This window comes from Anaerobacillus sp. 63XJN7_4_ISO-PGPR-S23-413 (genome assembly GCF_056173725.1).
Genome location: NZ_CM149688.1, coordinates 3,258,867 through 3,277,514 on the forward strand (window position 1 = coordinate 3,258,867; position 18,648 = coordinate 3,277,514).

The 18,648-nt window shown below is 39.3% G+C and carries 16 protein-coding genes and 1 tRNA gene; 1 reads left to right on the forward strand and 16 read right to left on the reverse strand.

The window, feature by feature from the left end; genetic code table 11:
* Positions 1–5: 5 nt before the first annotated feature.
* The 15 genes from AC0VYO_RS17060 to AC0VYO_RS17130 form a co-directional block, all read right to left on the reverse strand.
* The gene (locus AC0VYO_RS17060) at positions 6–1,574 is read right to left on the reverse strand and encodes a class I adenylate-forming enzyme family protein (RefSeq protein ID WP_475367859.1); all 1,569 of its coding nucleotides are present in this window, start codon (positions 1,572–1,574) and stop codon (positions 6–8) included.
* A 27-nt stretch (positions 1,575–1,601) separates the two neighbouring features.
* Positions 1,602–2,870, reverse strand: a complete 1,269-nt coding sequence (locus tag AC0VYO_RS17065; RefSeq protein ID WP_475367860.1) for a TRAP transporter large permease — start codon at positions 2,868–2,870, stop codon at positions 1,602–1,604.
* A gap of 2 nt (positions 2,871–2,872) precedes the next feature.
* Positions 2,873–3,370 (reverse strand): TRAP transporter small permease, encoded by a 498-nt coding sequence (locus AC0VYO_RS17070; RefSeq protein ID WP_475367861.1) that lies wholly within the window; start codon positions 3,368–3,370, stop codon positions 2,873–2,875.
* A gap of 62 nt (positions 3,371–3,432) precedes the next feature.
* Positions 3,433–4,452 (reverse strand): TRAP transporter substrate-binding protein, encoded by a 1,020-nt coding sequence (locus AC0VYO_RS17075; protein WP_475367862.1) that lies wholly within the window; start codon positions 4,450–4,452, stop codon positions 3,433–3,435.
* Between the two features lie 55 nt (positions 4,453–4,507).
* Positions 4,508–6,106: an acyl CoA:acetate/3-ketoacid CoA transferase gene (locus AC0VYO_RS17080; RefSeq protein ID WP_475367863.1), complete on the reverse strand. Its 1,599-nt coding sequence runs from the start codon at positions 6,104–6,106 to the stop codon at positions 4,508–4,510.
* Positions 6,107–6,128: 22 nt separating this feature from the next.
* Complete coding sequence (locus AC0VYO_RS17085) at positions 6,129–7,049, reverse strand: 3-hydroxyacyl-CoA dehydrogenase family protein (protein ID WP_475367864.1); 921 nt, start codon at positions 7,047–7,049, stop codon at positions 6,129–6,131.
* A complete protein-coding gene (gene fabG / locus AC0VYO_RS17090; protein ID WP_475367865.1) occupies positions 7,024–7,764 on the reverse strand; it encodes a 3-oxoacyl-ACP reductase FabG in 741 nt (246 codons plus the stop codon). The genes AC0VYO_RS17085 and fabG overlap by 26 nt, the downstream gene beginning before the upstream one ends.
* A 14-nt stretch (positions 7,765–7,778) precedes the next feature.
* Positions 7,779–8,960, reverse strand: coding sequence for a thiolase family protein (locus tag AC0VYO_RS17095; protein WP_371018291.1), 1,182 nt, complete (start codon positions 8,958–8,960; stop codon positions 7,779–7,781).
* A 29-nt stretch (positions 8,961–8,989) separates the two neighbouring features.
* Positions 8,990–10,018, reverse strand: a complete 1,029-nt coding sequence (locus tag AC0VYO_RS17100) for a LacI family DNA-binding transcriptional regulator (protein ID WP_475367866.1) — start codon at positions 10,016–10,018, stop codon at positions 8,990–8,992.
* A 592-nt stretch (positions 10,019–10,610) separates the two neighbouring features.
* Entirely contained in the window at positions 10,611–12,773 is a 2,163-nt protein-coding gene (locus AC0VYO_RS17105; protein ID WP_475367867.1) for a GDYXXLXY domain-containing protein, read from the reverse strand.
* A 266-nt stretch (positions 12,774–13,039) separates the two neighbouring features.
* The gene (locus tag AC0VYO_RS17110; protein WP_475367868.1) at positions 13,040–13,546 is read right to left on the reverse strand and encodes a pyridoxamine 5'-phosphate oxidase family protein; all 507 of its coding nucleotides are present in this window, start codon (positions 13,544–13,546) and stop codon (positions 13,040–13,042) included.
* Positions 13,547–13,791: 245 nt separating this feature from the next.
* A complete protein-coding gene (argH, locus tag AC0VYO_RS17115) occupies positions 13,792–15,270 on the reverse strand; it encodes an argininosuccinate lyase (protein ID WP_475367869.1) in 1,479 nt (492 codons plus the stop codon).
* A gap of 218 nt (positions 15,271–15,488) precedes the next feature.
* Positions 15,489–16,340 (reverse strand): DegV family protein, encoded by an 852-nt coding sequence (locus AC0VYO_RS17120; protein WP_475367870.1) that lies wholly within the window; start codon positions 16,338–16,340, stop codon positions 15,489–15,491.
* 373 nt (positions 16,341–16,713) lie between these two features.
* Positions 16,714–16,786 (reverse strand) — tRNA-Ala (locus AC0VYO_RS17125).
* Positions 16,787–16,986: 200 nt separating this feature from the next.
* A complete protein-coding gene (locus tag AC0VYO_RS17130) occupies positions 16,987–17,163 on the reverse strand; it encodes a hypothetical protein (protein ID WP_430241709.1) in 177 nt (58 codons plus the stop codon).
* A 184-nt stretch (positions 17,164–17,347) separates the two neighbouring features.
* Between AC0VYO_RS17130 and AC0VYO_RS17135 the strand changes: the two genes are divergently transcribed.
* Positions 17,348–17,941 carry a Crp/Fnr family transcriptional regulator gene (locus AC0VYO_RS17135; protein WP_475367871.1) on the forward strand — a complete coding sequence of 198 codons (594 nt, stop codon included), beginning with the start codon at positions 17,348–17,350 and terminating at the stop codon, positions 17,939–17,941.
* On the opposite strand, the gene AC0VYO_RS17140 is transcribed toward AC0VYO_RS17135, so the two are convergent.
* Positions 17,938–18,648: a DUF4386 domain-containing protein gene (locus tag AC0VYO_RS17140; protein WP_475367872.1), complete on the reverse strand. Its 711-nt coding sequence runs from the start codon at positions 18,646–18,648 to the stop codon at positions 17,938–17,940. The genes AC0VYO_RS17135 and AC0VYO_RS17140 overlap by 4 nt on opposite strands.

An 18,648-nucleotide genomic window follows, 5' to 3' on the forward strand; every position in this document is an offset into this window, starting at 1 on the left:
TATTTTTATTTCAACTGAGCTTTTAGTAGTTTCCCGCCAGGGTTTCTGGGTAATTCTTTGACAAACTCAACCTGTGCAGGTACTTTATAATCAGCCAGGCGTTCATTTACAAAACGTTTTATTTCTTGTTCCGTGAGGGGAGAGTGTTTTGGAACTATGACCGCCTTCACTATCTCTCCGAACGTAACATCAGGTATTCCTACAACAGCTACTTCTTTAACATTCGGATGATCATATAATAAATTCTCGATTTCTAAAGAATAAATATTTTCACCGCCGCGGTTGATCATATCTTTCTTCCTATCCAAAATGTATAAAAAGCCATCTTGATCTATTCGCGCTATATCTCCCGAGCACCAATATCCATCTTTAAAAGAATCTCTATTTCCGACTACATTATTCCAATATCCCTCAACGACATGGGAACCTTTGATGTAAAGTTCGCCAATCTCCTCCATTCCACACTCTCTGCCATCTTGATCTATTAACTTAATGTCTGCCCCGAGGATTGGAAGTCCCACGGACTTTTGTTTAGAGTGAGGATAATATAAAGGCATGATGCTCGTGGGCGAGGATGTTTCAGTAGCACCATATGTATTATGAAAATTCGCCTCTGGAAAATGACTTTGAAGCTTACTTATAACTTCATAAGGCATAGCTGCCCCACCATATGCAACTGTTCTTACACTCTCATATCGATCATTGGAAAATTTCTTTTCAGATAATAATTTCACATAGATCGTAGGCACATTGAACAAGAAAGTTATTTTCTCTTTTTTGAGTAATTCTAAAAATGGTTCTGTCTTGAACCTTCTCATTAACACACATGTTCCGCCTACACTTAATACATGTAGCAACTGTCCAATAAGGCCTGTTACATGAAACAGCGGTACTGCAATAAGTGTCCTGGTTTTTTCATCTGTTTTCATACGGATTCTATAATTCATAGCTGCGTGAATAAACCCTAAATGACTTCCAATCGCCCCTTTTGGTACTCCGGTTGTTCCTGAAGTATAGATAAGGGTAATAGGATCTGATTCAAACACAACTGTCTGATCGTATTCATCTTCTCCCATCAGGAGGTCGTTAAAAGGTATGTAATCCTTATGAGGTTCAGATGACACTAAAATGGCGTGCATCTGCGAATGATCAACGAGAATCTCACGAAGTTTTTCCGCTTTAGGCAGAAACTCTTCATCAGTTACAATTACCTTCGATCTTGATTGTGAGATCATATAATGTATTTCTTTTTCTTTTAACCTTGTATTCAATGGTACTAATATCGCTCCTATATGAGCACAAGCAAAAAATAATAGAGAGAATTCAATTCCATTACCTACTAAAATGGAAATTCGCTCTCCTTTTTTTACCCCTAACTTCTTAACGAGGTATGTAGCGACCTGGCGAGATTGCCTCCAGAGTTCAAGATAAGTTATACACTGACCGTTACTTATGATGGCTTTTTTATCAGGATATTTTTGTACACTTAGATAAAGCATCTTAGAAATGGTTTGGGGTCTATCTTTAAAAACCTGTAGTCTTCTATTGAAAAAATTTGCGGATTGTAATTCCATACTTTCACCCCCTGACTCTCTAAATAATTAAATCGATGGCAACCACGTTGATAAGAATGGAAATACACTTAAGATCAAAACATCTGCAAATAAAATCAATACAAATGGGATAATCGCTTTTGAAAGGACATTAATCTTTATTTTTGATATTTGCGATGCGACAAATAAGTTTATACCTACTGGAGGTGTGATCATACCAATCGCTAAATTTACGACCATAATGATTCCGAAATGAACAGGGTCCATCCCGAGCTGAATCGCAATCGGTAAAAGAATTGGTACGAAGATCAGAATAGCAGCGGCTGCTTCGATAAACATCCCTACTACTAATAACAATAGATTCACTAGTATTATAAAAATGATCGTATTTGTAGTTACACTTAAGAAAGCCTGGGAGATCAGAGTCGGTACGTTCAACCGATTCAATAGAAAACCAAATAATCCAGCAGTTCCGATAATGATCAAGACGATAGAAGTTGTCACAGCAGATTGTCTAAAAATATTGACTAGATCCTTTATTTTAATTTCTCGATAAATAATAAACCCAACGATAAATGAATACGCTACAGCAATTACTGCTGCTTCAGTAGGTGTGAAAACCCCGCCATATATTCCACCCAATACAATAACTGGCATCATGATTGATAGAATTGCACGTTTAAAGGAGAGTAAGGTTTCACTTAGACTAGATTTTTCAACTCCCATATATCCTCTTTTTTTTGCCACAAAATAAGCAGCTAAGAGCAACGTCATAGTCACGAAGACACCTGGAAGAATTCCGGCAAGAAACATATCTCCTACTGATTGTTTTGCTGCTATGCCATATAGGATCAACGGAATGCTCGGTGGGATTATTATTCCAAGTGCTCCTGAAACGGATTGGTTTGCACTTGCATAAGAGTCCGAATAGCCATGGGCGATCATCGCTGGAATCAAAATCGAACCTATTGCAGCCGTAGTTGCAGCTCCTGAGCCTGATATCGCGGCAAAAAACATCGACGTAACAATCGCTACCATTGCTAATCCGCCAGTAATATGACCAACTATATTTCCTGCGAAATCAATCAATCTCTTTGATATGCCACCGTGCTGCATTAAATATCCAGATAGTATAAAAAACGGAATCGCCATCAAAGGAAATGAGTTAATCGAGTTGAATGTTTGCTGAACAACTAGCTTTAATGAAGTAATATCTCCCCACCAAATTACTACCGAGGCAGATAAACCAAGAGAAACGGCTATCGGCACAGCAAGTGCAAAAAATGCTATTAAAGAAACGAAAAGTAACAAAATCATTGTTATTCCCCCCCTTTCTCAATTAAAAATTGTTTACTGATTACTCCGAGGCTGTTAAGTAACATAAATATCCCCCCAACTGGCAATGCGAGCATTGGCCAGAACATCGAGATACGCGTACTTGGAGCAGTCTGCATTTGAACCGCTTCAGCCATCTGCCATCCGTAAATAATGAGAACAATATAAAAGATGGTTGCTACGACTTCACTTATCACTCTCAGAATGCGTTTCCCTTTTCCTTTTAACACTTCTGGAAGCATCTCGATCGCGATAAGTGAACCTTCACGGATGGCGTAAGCCGTCCCGAGCATCGTCATCCAGATCATCAGGAATCGGGAAATTTCTTCTGAAAAGGTTAATGATTCACCGACTACAAACCTAGCGAACACTTGCCAAAATATTAAAATACTCATAACTGCTAACATAATGCCGATCGCATAACCCACCAAACGATTCAAATACGTAAGCATGGTAGAGTAACCCCGTAAGATCGACTGCATAATAACCACCTCCTATATATGAAGGCAGCAATAAAGTTTTCTTAATCACTGCCTAACCCTTTTTAATATTCTGTGTTACGAGCTTTTTTGATCAATTCCTCTCCAATTTCAGGAGCCCACTTTTCATATACTGGTTCTACTGCCTTTTTGAACTTCTCTAAATTCGGTTCAGTCACGGTCATTCCTTTTTCCTCTAGTTGTTTTTTAACATCTTCTTCCATATCCTGACTTGCTTTTCTTTGATGTTTAGTCGCTACTTCAGCAGCTTGCATAATCGCCTCTTGTTCTTCATCTGTAAAAGAATCAAAGAGTTGTTTACTCATCAATAAAGGGGCCGGTGAATATACATGCTTCGTTAAATTCAAGTAATCTTGAACTTCATAGAAACGAACATCTAATATAGTGGCTAAAGGATTTTCTTGACTTTCCATCACTTTTTGTTGAAGAGCAGTATATACTTCTGGCCAAGCCATCGGTGTTGCATTTGTACCGAACGCTTCCCAAGTATCGATTTGAACTTTACTTTCTTGCGTACGATGTTTTATTCCTTTTAAATCTTCAGGAGTTTCTACCGGACGAACTGAATTCGTTTCATTTCGAAATCCGTTTTCCATCCAACCCAATACAACGACATTTGCCTGTTTTTCAATCTTTTCAGCTAGCTCATCACCAATGTCTCCGTCTAAGATCGCATATGCTTGCTCTGCTTCGTCAACTAAATAGGGCATGTCCCACATCATGACTTCTTGGACAAATCCACCAATAGGTCCGGTAGAAGAAATCCCTGCATCTATCGTACCAATTCCCATACCTTCAACGACTTCTCTCTCTCCACCTAATTCGTTATTATAATGTGGAACAACCGTTAAGCTACCGTCCGTATTCTTTTCTAATTCCTCTTTGAATTTTTGAACTCCAGCATCATGATGTGATTCTGGACCAAGTGGCAAGCTGACATTGATCGTTTTTGCGCCTTCCCCTGCTGATGCATTTCCCCCTGTATTATCAGCAGAACACCCAGTAACTAGGACACCAATACTCAATAACATCGTTAATGTTAACCACTTTAGAATTTTGTTCATAATCCGCCTCCTTACAATATGTAATTAATCACAAACGCGTACTTGTTTGTTATTTTCAAACAACTTTTAACTGCTCTGTTCCTTGCATGAATTCATTTTTAAAAACCATTTTTTCTTCCTTGAAAATTTCTTGATCCATTTCTTTTAATTCCTCAGAAATGATTGGAGTAAAATCCATTTGCTCTAGAATATCTCTTCCGACATTGATTCCAGGAGCATATTCAATTAAGACAACTCCAGCTTCTGATAGTTCAAAAACGGCCCGTTCAGTTACAATGAGAACTTTCTGATTTTTACTTCTTGCAAGTGGACCGCTAAAGGTAATTTGTTGAACTTGATTTACGAATTTCTTGATTTTTCCTTCCTTTACGATTTCTAACTTTCCGTTACTAATTTTTGTTTCTAATCCACCCGCCGTAAATGTTGAGCAGAAAACCACCTTTTTTGCATTTTGTGTAATGTCAATAAACCCACCACACCCAACGGTTTTAGGACCGAATTTACTAACATTAATGTCACCTTTAGAATCAACTTCTGCAGCACCCATATACGTAATATCTACGCCCTGTCCATTGTAATAATCAAATTGATAGGGATGCTCAATGATAGCATCAGCATTGATCCCAACCCCGAAATCTGTGCCTCCTAATGGGATTCCTCCGATCACGCCTGACTCAACAGTAAGAGTGATATCTTCTAAAATCCCCTCTTCACTGGCAACAGGTCCTATAGTATCTCCTGGTATTCCAGTGCCTAGGTTCACCACTGCTTCATGATAAAGTTCTTTTACACCTCGTCTACCTATTACCTTACGAATCGTTAATGGTAATCTCGATAACTCTTCCACTGGGCTCTGGTATTTACCAGATAATGCTGGATTGGAAAAATAACCCGCTGTTTGTCTATGTGTTTGATCCACTTCATCGGCTACAATGATATGATCCACGAAGATGCCAGGCAATTCGACCGAACGAGGATTTAGCTGACCTCGTTTTACATAATTTTTCACTTGGACAATAACTTTTCCACCATACCGTTTAGTCGCTTGCGCTAATGATAGCGCTTCAAGTTTTATCGCTTCATCTTCCATCGTAACGTTGCCAAATTCGTCTGCTGTCGTTCCTCTGATCACGCATAAATCGATCGGAATCTGCTTATAAAACAAATACTTCTCCCCATAAAAGTCCACTACATCTACGAAACTATCTTTTTCCCTTGCAAGGTCATTGATTTTTCCACCTTCTACCCTCGGATCAACAAATGTACCCAAGCCAACTTTTGAAAGGTTTCCAGGTTTACCTGAAGCCATCGCTCGCATCAAATGTGTGATTTGACCTTGAGGGAGGCAATGAGCTTCAATCGTATTATGATTGATCAACTCTCCCCATTTAGGGGCAAGACCCCAGTGAGATCCAATAATACGTTTTACTAATCCTAGATGAGCTAAGTGTTCGATTCCATTCACCCGATCACTGTGCCCTGCAGCATGAAGGAGTGTTAAATTTTTTGGCTCACCAGTCTTTAGAAACGTTTCTTCTAATTGGCTTAGAAATGCTTCACAAGCTCCCATCATAGTAAACCCACAAACGGCAACTGTATTTTCACTATTCAGAAAATTGATCGCATTTTTAGGACTTATCAATTTTTCAGTCATACCATAACCACCTTTCTATTTCTTATTCAATGACAGACATATGAGTACGATTCGTATAATCATAGAAACCCCGTCCTGTTTTCCTGCCTAACTTACCTGTCTCTACCATTTTTTTCAATAAAGGACAAGGACGATATTTTGAATCATCAAATCCTTCACATAACCCTTCCATCGTAGCAAGAAGGACATCTAGACCCACAAAATCCGCTAGAGTTATTGGGCCCATCTTATGATTGGCACCTAATTTCATCGCGCTATCGACATCTTCTGGAGAAGCACCCTCCATTACACAATAAATCGCTTCGTTTACCATTGGTATCAATATTCGATTAACTAAAAAGCCTGGATAATCAGGACATTTTACAGGTTCCTTCCCTAAAGTCCCAACAAATTCAAGCATCGTGTTCAAGGTTTGTTCGGAAGTCATCAATGACGGGATAACTTCTACTAGGTCCATTAACGGAACTGGATAAAAAAAGTGAAGGCCAATGACATTAGATGGTTTCGAAGTGGCTGCTCCGATAGCTGCAATAGAAAGACCTGAAGTATTAGAAGCAAGAATTTGCTTACTAGCTGTTACTTCACTGATCTCCTCGAACACTTTTTTCTTCAGTTCGAGATCTTCTGTAACAGCTTCGATAACCAAATCCGCATCTTTACAGCAATGAACCGTGATTTCTCCAGAAATTTGTGCCAATGACTCCTGCATATCTAAGCTTGAAATCCTGCCTTCTTTGAATGAACGGTCAAAATTTTTCTGGATGAGCGCCATGCTTTTTTCGAGTTGATTCTCATTTGCCTCGATCAACACAACTTCACATCCTGATTTTGCTACTACTTGAGCAATGCCAGCCCCCATTAGACCTCCACCAACGATCGCTACTTTTTTTATGACCAAGGTACCGCCCCCTTCACTTTTAAAGAACCATTCCTCCACCAACATTGATAACCTCACCATTAATATATGATGCCTGATCGGATGCAAGGAAGGAAATACAATTGGCCACATCCTCCGGTTTACCAGCTCTTCCTGCTGGGATTTTCGACACCATCATATCCCATACTTTCTCCGGTACGCCTCTCGTCATGTCTGTATCAATAAACCCTGGACATATCGCATTCGCTGTCACATCATACTTAGCAAGTTCACGAGCGGCAGTTTTTGTTAGGCCCACTACACCCGCTTTTGCAGCTGCATAGTTGGCTTGTCCAACGTTCCCAAGCCAACTAGCAGAAGAAATATTTATAATTCTTCCTCCATTTTGTTCTCTCATAATTTTCGAAATAGGTTGTGTCATATGGAATACTCCTGTGAGGTTTACGTCTAATACAGTCTTCCACTGTTCGCTCGTCATTTTGTGAAGCATACCATCGCGATTGATACCCGCGTTATTTACCAGGATATCAATCCGCTCATTTTCAGTAAGAACCTGATCAACGAATTCATTCACCTGTTGTTCATTCGCCACATTACAGACGTAACCAAACACTTTTCCGTCGTTTTGTTCGAGTGTCTTTACGGCCGCATCTACTCCTGCTTTGTCAATGTCATTGATAATAACCGTCGCGTTTAAGTTCACTAACTTCTCTGCGATCCCAAACCCTAATCCTCTTGCTGCACCTGTTACTATTGCTACTTTTCCTGTAAGATTAATCATTTTTTCTCCTCCAATTATTCGATTTCAAAAATTGTTGCGATTCCTTGCCCACCACCGATACACATTGTAGAAATGCCTCTTTTAAGTCCTCTTCTCTTCAACTCATGTATTAGCTTGACGGTGATGATTCCTCCGGATGCTCCGATTGGATGACCAAGTGCGATGGCTCCTCCATTGACATTTACTTTGTCAGGATCGATATCAAGTTCTTTAATGACAGCAAGCGATTGTGCCGCGAATGCTTCATTCAGTTCCATTAGATCGATCTCTTCCAAAGTCAGCCCACTTTTGTTTAGCAATTGCTTTACTGCTGGCGCGGGTGCTATCCCCATTACCTCAGGATCAACACCTGCTACCGCTTGTTCTTTAATAGAAGCAATAGGCTTAAGTCCTAGGGAATTCGCTTTATCGCGAGACATTAGTACTAGTGCTGCAGCCCCATTATTGATACCTGAAGAATTTCCTGGTGTAACTGTTCCATTTTCTTTGAATGCGGGTCTTAATGAAGAGAGTTTCTCGAGAGTGGTATTTCTTCTCGGGTGTTCATCCACATTAAAAACGCTTACATTTCCTTTCCTATCTTTTCTTTCGATAGGTGAAATTTGACTTTCAAAATACCCGTTATCGATCGCATTCAACGCTTTCTTGGTGCTTTGGTAAGCGAATTCATCCTGCTCTTCACGACTTACGTTATATCTGTTCGCTACATTTTCGGCAGTTACTCCCATCTGATAATTGCCGAAAGGATCCGTAAGCGCTGTCAAAAGACCGTCCTCTAATTGATCGTGGCCAAATTTATTTCCGTATCTACCTTTCCTTACGTAATAAGGAAAGGCGTCCATGCTTTCTGTTCCGCCAGCAATAATTACTTCGGCATTGTTTGTTTGAATCTGTTGAACTGCATTGTTTATTGCTTGTAATCCTGATCCACACAGTCGATTAACTGTATATGCGCCGCTACCATTAGCAGGGATCCCAGCACGCAGAGCACACATTCTAGCAATAAACGCATTCTCAGCATATTGTCCTACACTCCCCATGACTACCTCATCGACTACTTCTTTATCGATTCCACTTTGTTCTAATACTCCCTTAATCGCTGTTGCGCCAAGATCCGCAGGGTGTACGTCTTTTATCTCTCCTCCAAACGTACCGACTGCAGTTCTAGTTAACCCAACAATTACTACATCTTTCATGAATAACCATCCTTTCTATTTTAGGAAAACTACAATTCTCTCGATTGTCCTGTGCTATCTCTGACTATTAATTCTGGTTTAAGCATCAGTTGTTCATGCTTGAAATTGTCTTTCTCTTCTATTTGCTTCAAAATCGATTCGCAACCGAATTTACCAATATTCAACTTCTGAACATCTACAGTTGTAAGAGGTATACGGAAATCTTCGGAAAAAGGAATATTATCAGAACCTATAATCGACACATCATCAGGAATTCGATAGCCTTCTTCAAGGAAGGCTTTAGCAATTCCAAACGCCATCGTATCATTCGCTGCAAACAATGCTGTTGGTAATTCACCATTACGGATTAGTTCGAGCGTACGCAATCTAGCGTCCTCAGAGTTATAGCCCCCTTGTAGAAGCCAACCACTTTCGATAGGAAGACCATTTGCAGTCATTCGATCTTTAAAACCTCTTTCTCGTTCGAGACTATTTTGTCTTTCACCACCCATAAAAGCTATCTTCTTATGTCCTAACTGGATGAGATGATCTGTTGCTACACAGCCTACTTCGTAACTGTTTGCACAGACCAAACTACCATTGAACTCTCTTGGAGCACGGTTTATCAATACATATTTAATTTCTTCTTTCTCCAATAAATCTAAGACTTTCGAATCCACATTATCTACAGTAGCTAAAATCAGACCATCTATCCCTTGCTCGATCATCGATTCGATGACTTGATATTCTCTATCTTCATTATCTTCAGTTGTAGACAATAAAACGTTGTATCCAGCATTAATCGCTGTCTGTTCTAGCCCTCTAAGCATCAAAGGATAAAACGGGTTGGTGATTTCTGTTACTGTAACGCCTATTAGTTTACTTTGTTTCCGCTTCAAACTCCTCGCAATCCGATTCGGGCGATAATGTAAATCATCAATCGCCTTCACAACCTTGCGTTCTAAATCTTCACTTACGAACTTTGTCTTGTTCACAACAGCTGAAACAGTTGCAGTGGAAACACCTGCTTTTTTTGCTACATCCTTAATCGTAACCATTGGTTTACTAATTTGAATCACCTCGAGGTGGATTAATTAAATTACCAGCTAAACGTTTAGCTAAACGATTAACTGAAGTATAACGGATATATTTTCACATGTCTAGGGTCAATTGAAAGAAAATTCTCGCACTTTTTCGTGATTTGAAATGGATATTTTTTCAAGGTAACATAATAATCGATTAAAGAAAATTTTCCCGCAAGATTTTCCATCAATGGAATGATCATAGAAACGATTATCATTATGCACCATAAATAAGTTTAATTTCTTTTACCCAACATTTAATCAGGTTAATGTTCCAGACCTTCTCTATTCTCTATACTAATATAGAGTTACAAGGACAGCTCTAGCTGATTCTAATAAGAAATAAAACCTAATAGGTAGGTATATAAAGAATTCCCTAATTTACTATAAGTAGTACTAAGATGCCTTAGAAAGAGTTCATCAATTTTCAATTCATTTATATAATCTTTCAATCGATAACTACTTAAGATTTGTTCTTTTTCTATACTAATGTAGATTCAACATCCCATCTAGAAAAATCACACTTAAAGTATCCAACGTAAATATACATTAAGAAAAGCCACCAAAAATGGCGACTTTTCTTCTCTTTTTAATCTAATCCTATGAGTAATGCATCCCCATTTTCACTAACTTTAATGATTGCCATCGTTTTATCTTCGAATATTCCCCCCGCTCCTTCCGAAATGAAGAAACTCTCTATACCATATTGGACATCATGATCAGAATAGGTGGTGCCATTCACGATAATATCGTCATCAGAAGGTTCATATGGTTTATTCCAATCACCTTCGATTTTGTAATACCCTCCATACTCATAACTTCCATCCGAAGTAGAAGCGAGAACAACTTTTATTTTCTTGTTAGCTGAAAGAACGGCACCTGGCAACGTTGAAATATCGTAGCGAAGCGTCACATAATCCCCTTGTAACATCGAGCGGGGATCAACAGGTGCAAGAGCAAGACGAATCTCTTTCCCAGATTGAAGCGCTACCTCATTTTTGACGCCATTATAGGTGACGAACGAAATCATCAGAATGACAACCAACCAGATTAATTTCCATCTACTTGCGACGAAAGTGGGTTTTTCATCAGTCGTTTGTGTGTACTTTCGTGATACCGTTCGCGTAATGACTAATACAAGAAGACCAGCTACCAATAGCGTGATCGATTTATGAACGAGCGACCATGCGATGTCATAGTACTTGTAGAACAGAAACGCATACCATAACACGAGCCCTATCCAATAGCGAAATGGGTTCGACTGCCAAGGTTTGTAAAAGACAAGCAGCGTGGATAGAAGAAGAAACACACTATTTAAAAGCCAATATAACCACTGTCCTTCAAAGAAGAACGTTAAGATAAACAGTGGCACGATACTATAAACGAGCGCGTTGCGATTGAACCATCCATCACGTCCGAGAATATGAATCAATCCGTTACCAACGATAAGAACGAGCAACAGTAGCGGTTCGTAGGAATCCAACGAAATAAGTGATTCTTCCATTTTAAAGAGAAATAAAAGAAGTACTCCGTTTGCGAGCAGATAGGCATACGAACCAATCCAGGGGTTCGAAATGAGTTTAAGTACGACTCCAATCATACCGAAAGAGATGAACATAACAATGATCGTTTCAGTCTGAAAACGATTGGAAAAGGCATCTATTAAGTTAGCTAATGCTAAGATTGATAACCCAGACAGCAGGAGGATATTTGATAAAAACGTGATTTTCTCTTTTAATGCGAGACCTGGTAGTAACAATAAAAAAAGAGATGAGAACATGATTGCAAGTGCATTGTCCCAGCTGAAAATAAGAAACATGATTCCTGAAAAAGCGGAAATTAACATTACTGTACTCACGACGGTCACCACAAAGAGTAAGGATGATTTAAACACGCGCTTCCGAGTTTCGGAACCCTTTTCACTTCGTTCTAATCTAGGAAGATACTTAACAGTCAGAAATACAATTAAGCCAACAACAATTAGTAAGAAAAACGGCAGAAGATCACCCAACGCATCGCCTAACCCTTCTAACATTTTCCCGAATAGAAATAATCCTAGTGCAATCCCCGATAAAATAAACAGTTCCTTTTCTTCACGATGTTTCCAAAGAAATACGCTGATCAATCCGTAGCCGACATAAAGCCATGCTATTACCGTGCTGTATTCCCAATAGCCAAAACTAGAAGCGATAAAGACATAATGAATGAAACAAAAACTACCGAACATGATCCAATTAGATCGAAGCCATGAGGAGCGGGAGAGAAAGAACCACGCATGAGTGAAGAGTAAATAGATGAGTACTAGAATCAGTGCTGTCTCAGGCTTCCAATCTGGAAAATAGGACGATGGAGACACATAGAAATAAAAAGCGAGCTGACTTAATAAAAAACCCAAGACATAAAACGCTTTATATCCCGTAAGAGCACCAAAAACGATAGCTGGAACCAGCCAGATCAGATACAGGAGATACGAATCGGCATGCGAATTATACGTTTGACCAATAAGCGCCACGCTAACTCCAAACGCAATCGTTCCAGTCAGCCAGAGCCACCTTTCTAGAAATCGGTGTGAATGCTGAAGACGACTAAGGATTGTCGCTACGACAAAGAACAACAACATCAGTCCAATCGCGAGCCCGATCTTTTCCACCCGCTCGATTCCTTGCCAATTCGATGCAAAGAAATAGATGACGCTACTGATAAGCAGTGATAATCCAAGTAAATATCCTGTATGAATCCGCTTTATATTCATGAGCTCCTCCCCCTTTAACTTACGTTGTGTCAGTAAGACCACGTTATATGGAGTATATGTTATCTAATTTGTTACTAACTCAAGTATACTAAAAATCTCACAGACTTTATCCTTATATTAAGAAAGAGGCAAAGTGGATCCTCTGGCTTTCTCTATTAGTAGTGGAATCGCTTCTATTATCTGTATGAAAAACCCTCTTGCTTCTGCAAGAGGGTTTCCGTCAATTTCATTTACTTAGTCGTTCACTGAGCCTGGATCTATCTCGTTCAATTTTTAAAATGAACAGTATCTTTTAAATCATTACCTTCCTCTACTGAATGACTATTGGTCACCTTTTTCACAAACTCCTTAACCGTCTTAACGTTCACTCCCGACTCCCAATATTCGGCGATTTCAGGGGTCACTTTAACCAGTACAACATCCTGATCATCAGCAGAAGTGTTCAACAGCTTTTCAACAATCTTATTCATGTAGTCATTCTTCTTCTCGTTGTCCTGAACCAATTCAGCAGTACCGCTAATCGATACATAAGATGAACCTGCGTATGCTAAGTTTACGGCAGGATTAAACTTGATATCATCATATTTATCTGTATCTTTTTTCGTAATAAACCAGATCTCTTCCCTATCCAATTCCACTTCCTGCGTTTGCATTGGACGGGACATTAGCTTGCCACCTGAAGATATAGTGGTCAACATGGCCACCTTCTCATCTTTAATCAAATCTTTTATATTCTTAATAGTTTCCTGATTTTCTGAATTTTGGTTAGTCATTTGTGATTCCTCCTTCGGATACTCCTCAGCTACAGAACTCTTTCTCAAAAGAATAAAATAGCCAATTACATATACTCTCTTTTCCCGCTTAGCCATGAAATTACACTTTTCTCAAACAGTGGTATTCTGAATACTGCCTCTGCACTAAAAAAGCCCTTGTTTCCAAGGACTTCGTTACAATTACTTAGCTATTATTTATCATGTACTCAGGATTAGCAGTAAATGCTCCAGACCGTTTCATTCACTTACAATTTTATTAAATCATCTTTAATGGAATCGATCTGTGCAGCATACTTTTCTACCTTCTCATCCAACTCTTCCCAACGCACTTCACGATCCCGTACCATCCGCTCAACAACTTGTGGGTTCGGTCCCCCTGTGACGTTTCTTCTCTCAATAAATTTAGATGGGTCACATATGTCCTTCCAATCTTTTTCTGAAAGCTGTACAACGCCGATCCACTCATTTACTTCAGAAAGGCTTACTTCATATAATTCCTTCTTTGCATCACTTGCTTTCTTACTAACGAAGCTGGAAATCTGGTGAGCCCTCCGAAAAGGTATATCATAATCTCTAGCAAGAACGTCAGCTAACTCAGTAATCGTAATCATGTTCGTTTTAGCTTGCTGGAGTGCTCGTTCCTTGTTGAATTTCATGGTCGTAATGACAGCTGTTAATAGCTTTGTGACACGATTCGCTTTATGAAATCCGTTATATAGGTGCGGTTGCAAATCATCTTCTGTATCCACAATATCTCCATATGGCGTGTTGTGAATCATTTGGATGACGCTTAGTCCTTCGCCAACTGCGCTGCTAGCGAGTGCTCTTGAATGTTCCAATGATACCGGATTTCTTTTCTGCGGCATAATGCTACTTACCTGGACATAAGCATCAGAAACTTTAAGTAATCCTACTTCATTAGACGCCATACGGAGAAGCTCCTGAATCCACCTGCCCATGTTTGTCATCAAACTAACTAATGTAAGAGCTGTTTCTAGTAAATAGTCTCCTGTCCCAATCGCATCATAGGAATTTTCCATCACGTCATCAAACCCTAGTAGCTCGACCATTCGTTCTCGACTGATTGGAAAACCAGTCGTTGTAATAGCCGCCGCTCCCATCGGGGAACGATTGACTGTATGATACGCTTGCCATAAGCGGTCCACGTCTCTTGATAAATTATCAGATATGGCGAGTAGATAGTGACCAAATGTGGTTGGCTGAGCAGGCTGCGTGTGCGTATGCGCCGGCATGACCGTATGAATATGGTCTTCCGCTTGCATAACAAGTGATTGTCCTAGCTTTTTTACGTTCTCCAACAGATCAAGCATATAATCTCGTATCACGATCCGATACATTGCTTCACCCATATCATTCCGACTCTTTGCAATATGCATCTTGCCTGCTAAATCGTCACCAATTAATTTTGACACTTCGGCTTCAACAAGGAAAAAGAAATCTTCGTATTCTGGGACATAGTTTAGTAATGTCTTCTCCATCTTCGCTACTTCATTGACGCCATCCAATATCGTCTTTGCCTCAACATCAGTGATAATTTTTTGTTCTTTCAGCATCGTCGTATGCGCGCGATGAATCATAAACATCGCATCAAATAAGTAGTCACGCTGATCTTTAAAAACCGGTTTAAGGAGTTCGTCGACGTAGGTTTTCCCGGGGAAACAAGCGCCATCTTCTAGCTCAAAATCTTCCTTTCTTTTATTCATGGTTTCACCTCATTGTACTAGAGCGTATTTTCTGATTTAACTCCGAAGAAAGGTATCATTCTTTATCAATGGCAAAATATTAAAAAGAGCATAACCCAGTGTGGTTATACTCATTAATAATTATATGTTATTGCAGCTGAATAGCAGCTTGAACAAGGTCGACCTCACTTAAACCATTGAGCTCACTAAGAATCGTCCCCCGTTTATTCTAGCCCGTACTATTCCTCTAATCCTGCTATCCCGAAGCCACCGGCTCCAGAATGAGTCGAAATCATACCGCCCGCTTGGATCCACCTTATGTTTTGATAACCGTTTTCTTTAGCAACCTCATCCACCCGCTGCTTGATCTTTTCATCGAGACCGATCGAATAGATAAAATAAAGCTGCTCTCGATCGATGTTGAATTCATTTAAGTAATCTCGCAAAAGTTTTTCACTAGCTCCACTCATTTTTCCGCGGTACTTCTTTGTAGACATCAGCTTTCCATCCTTCAACTCGATGCATGGCTTTATTTTTAACAGTGCTCCAATCAGAGAAGCCATATTGCTTACCCGTCCTCCCGCTTTAAGAAAATCAAGGCTGCCTGGGATGAAAGCCAGTCTTGATTTCGGAACGGTTGCCTCTATTTTTTCAACTAAGCGCTCCGGCTCAATGCCGGGTTCTTTTTCTAATAACTTAGCAGCATACAATACAATCGCAGCTAATCCTCCAGTAACGTTCAGAGCATCAATGAGAAAAATGTCTTCAAATTCTTCCGCAGCAATGACGGCATTTTGAAAAGAAGAAGAAGCTTTTGATGTATACCCAATATGTACAATGATGCAATCTGGGGAATTCTCTCTTATCGTCGAAAAAAACTCTTGATACTCATGAGCATTTGTAGAGGTAGTAGAAGGGATTTTTTTCGTGTGTTCGTAATAGTCATAAATATCCTGGACCGGCAATGAACCGTCTAAATAATCCTTACCATCCATAATGATGTGCATGGGAACGACTTGAATATCGTACTTTTCAGCTAAATCCTCCGGTATGTCGGCACCGCTTTCAGTGGATAAGATAATCCTTCGCATTCGATTTCCCCCTTGGTTATATTTAGGTCCGTCTACACTCTTTCTACATTATGCTTTAACTATACAGGAGAAAACCTTATTAGCGTTGTGATTAATATTATCCTTCTTACTTTTAGTACATTTAGGAGCATTAATCAGCACTTCAGGAGAGAGACAAAACGGCTTCTTTCCTCTCTCGCATACACATTTCTGCCAAAAACTTACCACTATTCCCCCCCGAAGTTTCATCACAATACTATTTTTCTTAAGTAAAATGGTTCAATTCCCAAAATAGGATCAAAGAATCGTGGAATATTTAGTTCGATTCATCGTCAAGATGTATTGAAAAAGGTAAAAAACCCCTCTTGCATCCGCAAGAGGGGTTTTACATCGATGGAGCATAGCGGGCTCGAACCGCTGACCTCTACACTGCCAGTGTAGCGCTCTCCCAGCTGAGCTAATGCCCCGTATTATGACAGCGATTTCCTGTCGACAAGATTCATTTTATCATAGCTTTTATAGTGAGGGCAACTTATTTTTTGAAATATGCGAAAGTACATAAATCTCATTTCGAAATGGCAGCCTCCATATCAAAAGCCCCTCAACATAATACCAATGTATATAAAGTATAATGTACACAAAATATTTTGAGGGGCTTTTACTCATTCTAAAACTTTTCTTCTTCTTCCCCTGCTTCTTCTTTTAATTCCAACTTCCTTTTTTCCAACTCCAGTTTCTTTTCCTCTACCTCTAACTTCTTCTTTTTCAAGTCAAAATTCATTACAAAATATAAAAAGATAAACGTCATCCCAACGATTACGGATATAAATAAAAATAGGTCCAAACAAATCTCCTCCAATATTTAGCTTCGTTCATTAAGTATACTTATAAATATAAACATCATGTTCATTTTTCTTTATTCAACCTGCAATGTTGGTTGAATAAGCTGTTTTAAACCGCCTTACCTCTACCTGTTTAGTGATGCTATACTAAAAGATATATACAATTTTGATAAGGGAGATGAATTCATGAAAGATATCCTTATCCAATATATGAAACGGTTTTCGGATCTCAGTGAATCCGAATTAAGAAAGCTGACAATCGATATTCCTGTTGCTACGTTTAAGAAAGGAACGGTCCTTTTACATCAAGGTGAAGTTCCTGACAAATGCTATTTTGTTTTAAAGGGATGTGTACGGCTTTACGGTGTCGATAAAAATGGAATTGAGAATACGTTCAATTTCTATACGGAAGAACAGAGTGTCACGATCTTTAATCAGCATACTACTGACAAAATTTCTCCATACTCTCTTAGCTGCTTGGAAGACTGTACGCTTATTGTAGGTGATTTATCTACTGAGCAGGAAGCTTACGACATGCATCCGGTATTAGAAGAACTGACTCGCAAAATGATTGAAGAAGATATGGGTACTATGAGGGATAATTTCTCCTCCTTCATTTCTTCGACGCCAGAAGAGCGCTACCACAATTTGATGGAAAAAAGACCCGATTTAATTGACCGGGTTCCCCAGTACCAACTAGCAAGCTACCTGGGAATTAAGCCAGAATCTTTAAGTCGTATTAAGAAGAGGTCCTTATCTAATCTCAGGATTGTAGATTAGTCCATTGTTATTTTTCTTCCTTTTACGAATAACCAGATCCCAAAACCTAATTCACCGATGACCATGGGAGCCATCAGAATTAATTCTAGTAGTCCAATAACGTTTTCAATTTGTGGGATGAAATTGTACATGAAATGAACTAGCGAGTAGCTGAAGCCTGCTAAAACAACTAGAATACTAATCACTTTTGGTATCATTATTGTTTTCATTGCGATCAACCCGACTACGATCAGATGAAGGCCAAAAATGATTAATCCAAATGACCAAATGGCTTCAAAAGCTGTGATGGAATCCATCGCTTGCTGTGCCACGCGCGATGACGTACCTAACTCTGAATTTTGAACAACACTATTGGTTATTACAAGGTTTGTAACCGCATTGGCTAGAATGGCTGTGTAAAGGAAACGAAGCCAGCCGGCTAATAATGCGTAACCAGGATGAAACGGCTTCAAGAAAACATAAAAGCCCCACGAAATAATTAAATCCATAATGATAATGATGAGCCATCCAAGTACCTCAAGACGAAACAAGACTTGAGATGCTTGGATGTTTTTTAATGTTGTTACTGCATCTCCCTCAATGACTAATGAGCTATGAACATATCCTTGAGCAAAAAATGCAGCAAATGTCATGATAAGTAATGCAATTACTGAAAAGACTGCTGCTTTTTGCTGCATGTTTTGATTAGTTGTTGTCTTTAATTCCAT

Bases quoted from the DNA above. Each gene is read 5' to 3' on its own strand.
- AC0VYO_RS17060 (WP_475367859.1), bottom strand. From the start codon at position 1,574: ATGGAATTACAATCCGCAAATTTTTTCAATAGAAGACTACAGGTTTTT.
- AC0VYO_RS17065 (WP_475367860.1), bottom strand. From the start codon at position 2,870: ATGATTTTGTTACTTTTCGTTTCTTTAATAGCATTTTTTGCACTTGCT.
- AC0VYO_RS17070 (WP_475367861.1), bottom strand. From the start codon at position 3,370: ATGCAGTCGATCTTACGGGGTTACTCTACCATGCTTACGTATTTGAAT.
- AC0VYO_RS17075 (WP_475367862.1), bottom strand. From the start codon at position 4,452: ATGAACAAAATTCTAAAGTGGTTAACATTAACGATGTTATTGAGTATT.
- AC0VYO_RS17080 (WP_475367863.1), bottom strand. From the start codon at position 6,106: ATGACTGAAAAATTGATAAGTCCTAAAAATGCGATCAATTTTCTGAAT.
- AC0VYO_RS17085 (WP_475367864.1), bottom strand. From the start codon at position 7,049: ATGTTGGTGGAGGAATGGTTCTTTAAAAGTGAAGGGGGCGGTACCTTG.
- fabG (WP_475367865.1), bottom strand. From the start codon at position 7,764: ATGATTAATCTTACAGGAAAAGTAGCAATAGTAACAGGTGCAGCAAGA.
- AC0VYO_RS17095 (WP_371018291.1), bottom strand. From the start codon at position 8,960: ATGAAAGATGTAGTAATTGTTGGGTTAACTAGAACTGCAGTCGGTACG.
- AC0VYO_RS17105 (WP_475367867.1), bottom strand. From the start codon at position 12,773: ATGAATATAAAGCGGATTCATACAGGATATTTACTTGGATTATCACTG.
- AC0VYO_RS17110 (WP_475367868.1), bottom strand. From the start codon at position 13,546: ATGACTAACCAAAATTCAGAAAATCAGGAAACTATTAAGAATATAAAA.
- argH (WP_475367869.1), bottom strand. From the start codon at position 15,270: ATGAATAAAAGAAAGGAAGATTTTGAGCTAGAAGATGGCGCTTGTTTC.
- AC0VYO_RS17120 (WP_475367870.1), bottom strand. From the start codon at position 16,340: ATGCGAAGGATTATCTTATCCACTGAAAGCGGTGCCGACATACCGGAG.
- AC0VYO_RS17135 (WP_475367871.1), top strand. From the start codon at position 17,348: ATGAAAGATATCCTTATCCAATATATGAAACGGTTTTCGGATCTCAGT.
- AC0VYO_RS17140 (WP_475367872.1), bottom strand. From the start codon at position 18,648: ATGGAATTAAAGACAACAACTAATCAAAACATGCAGCAAAAAGCAGCA.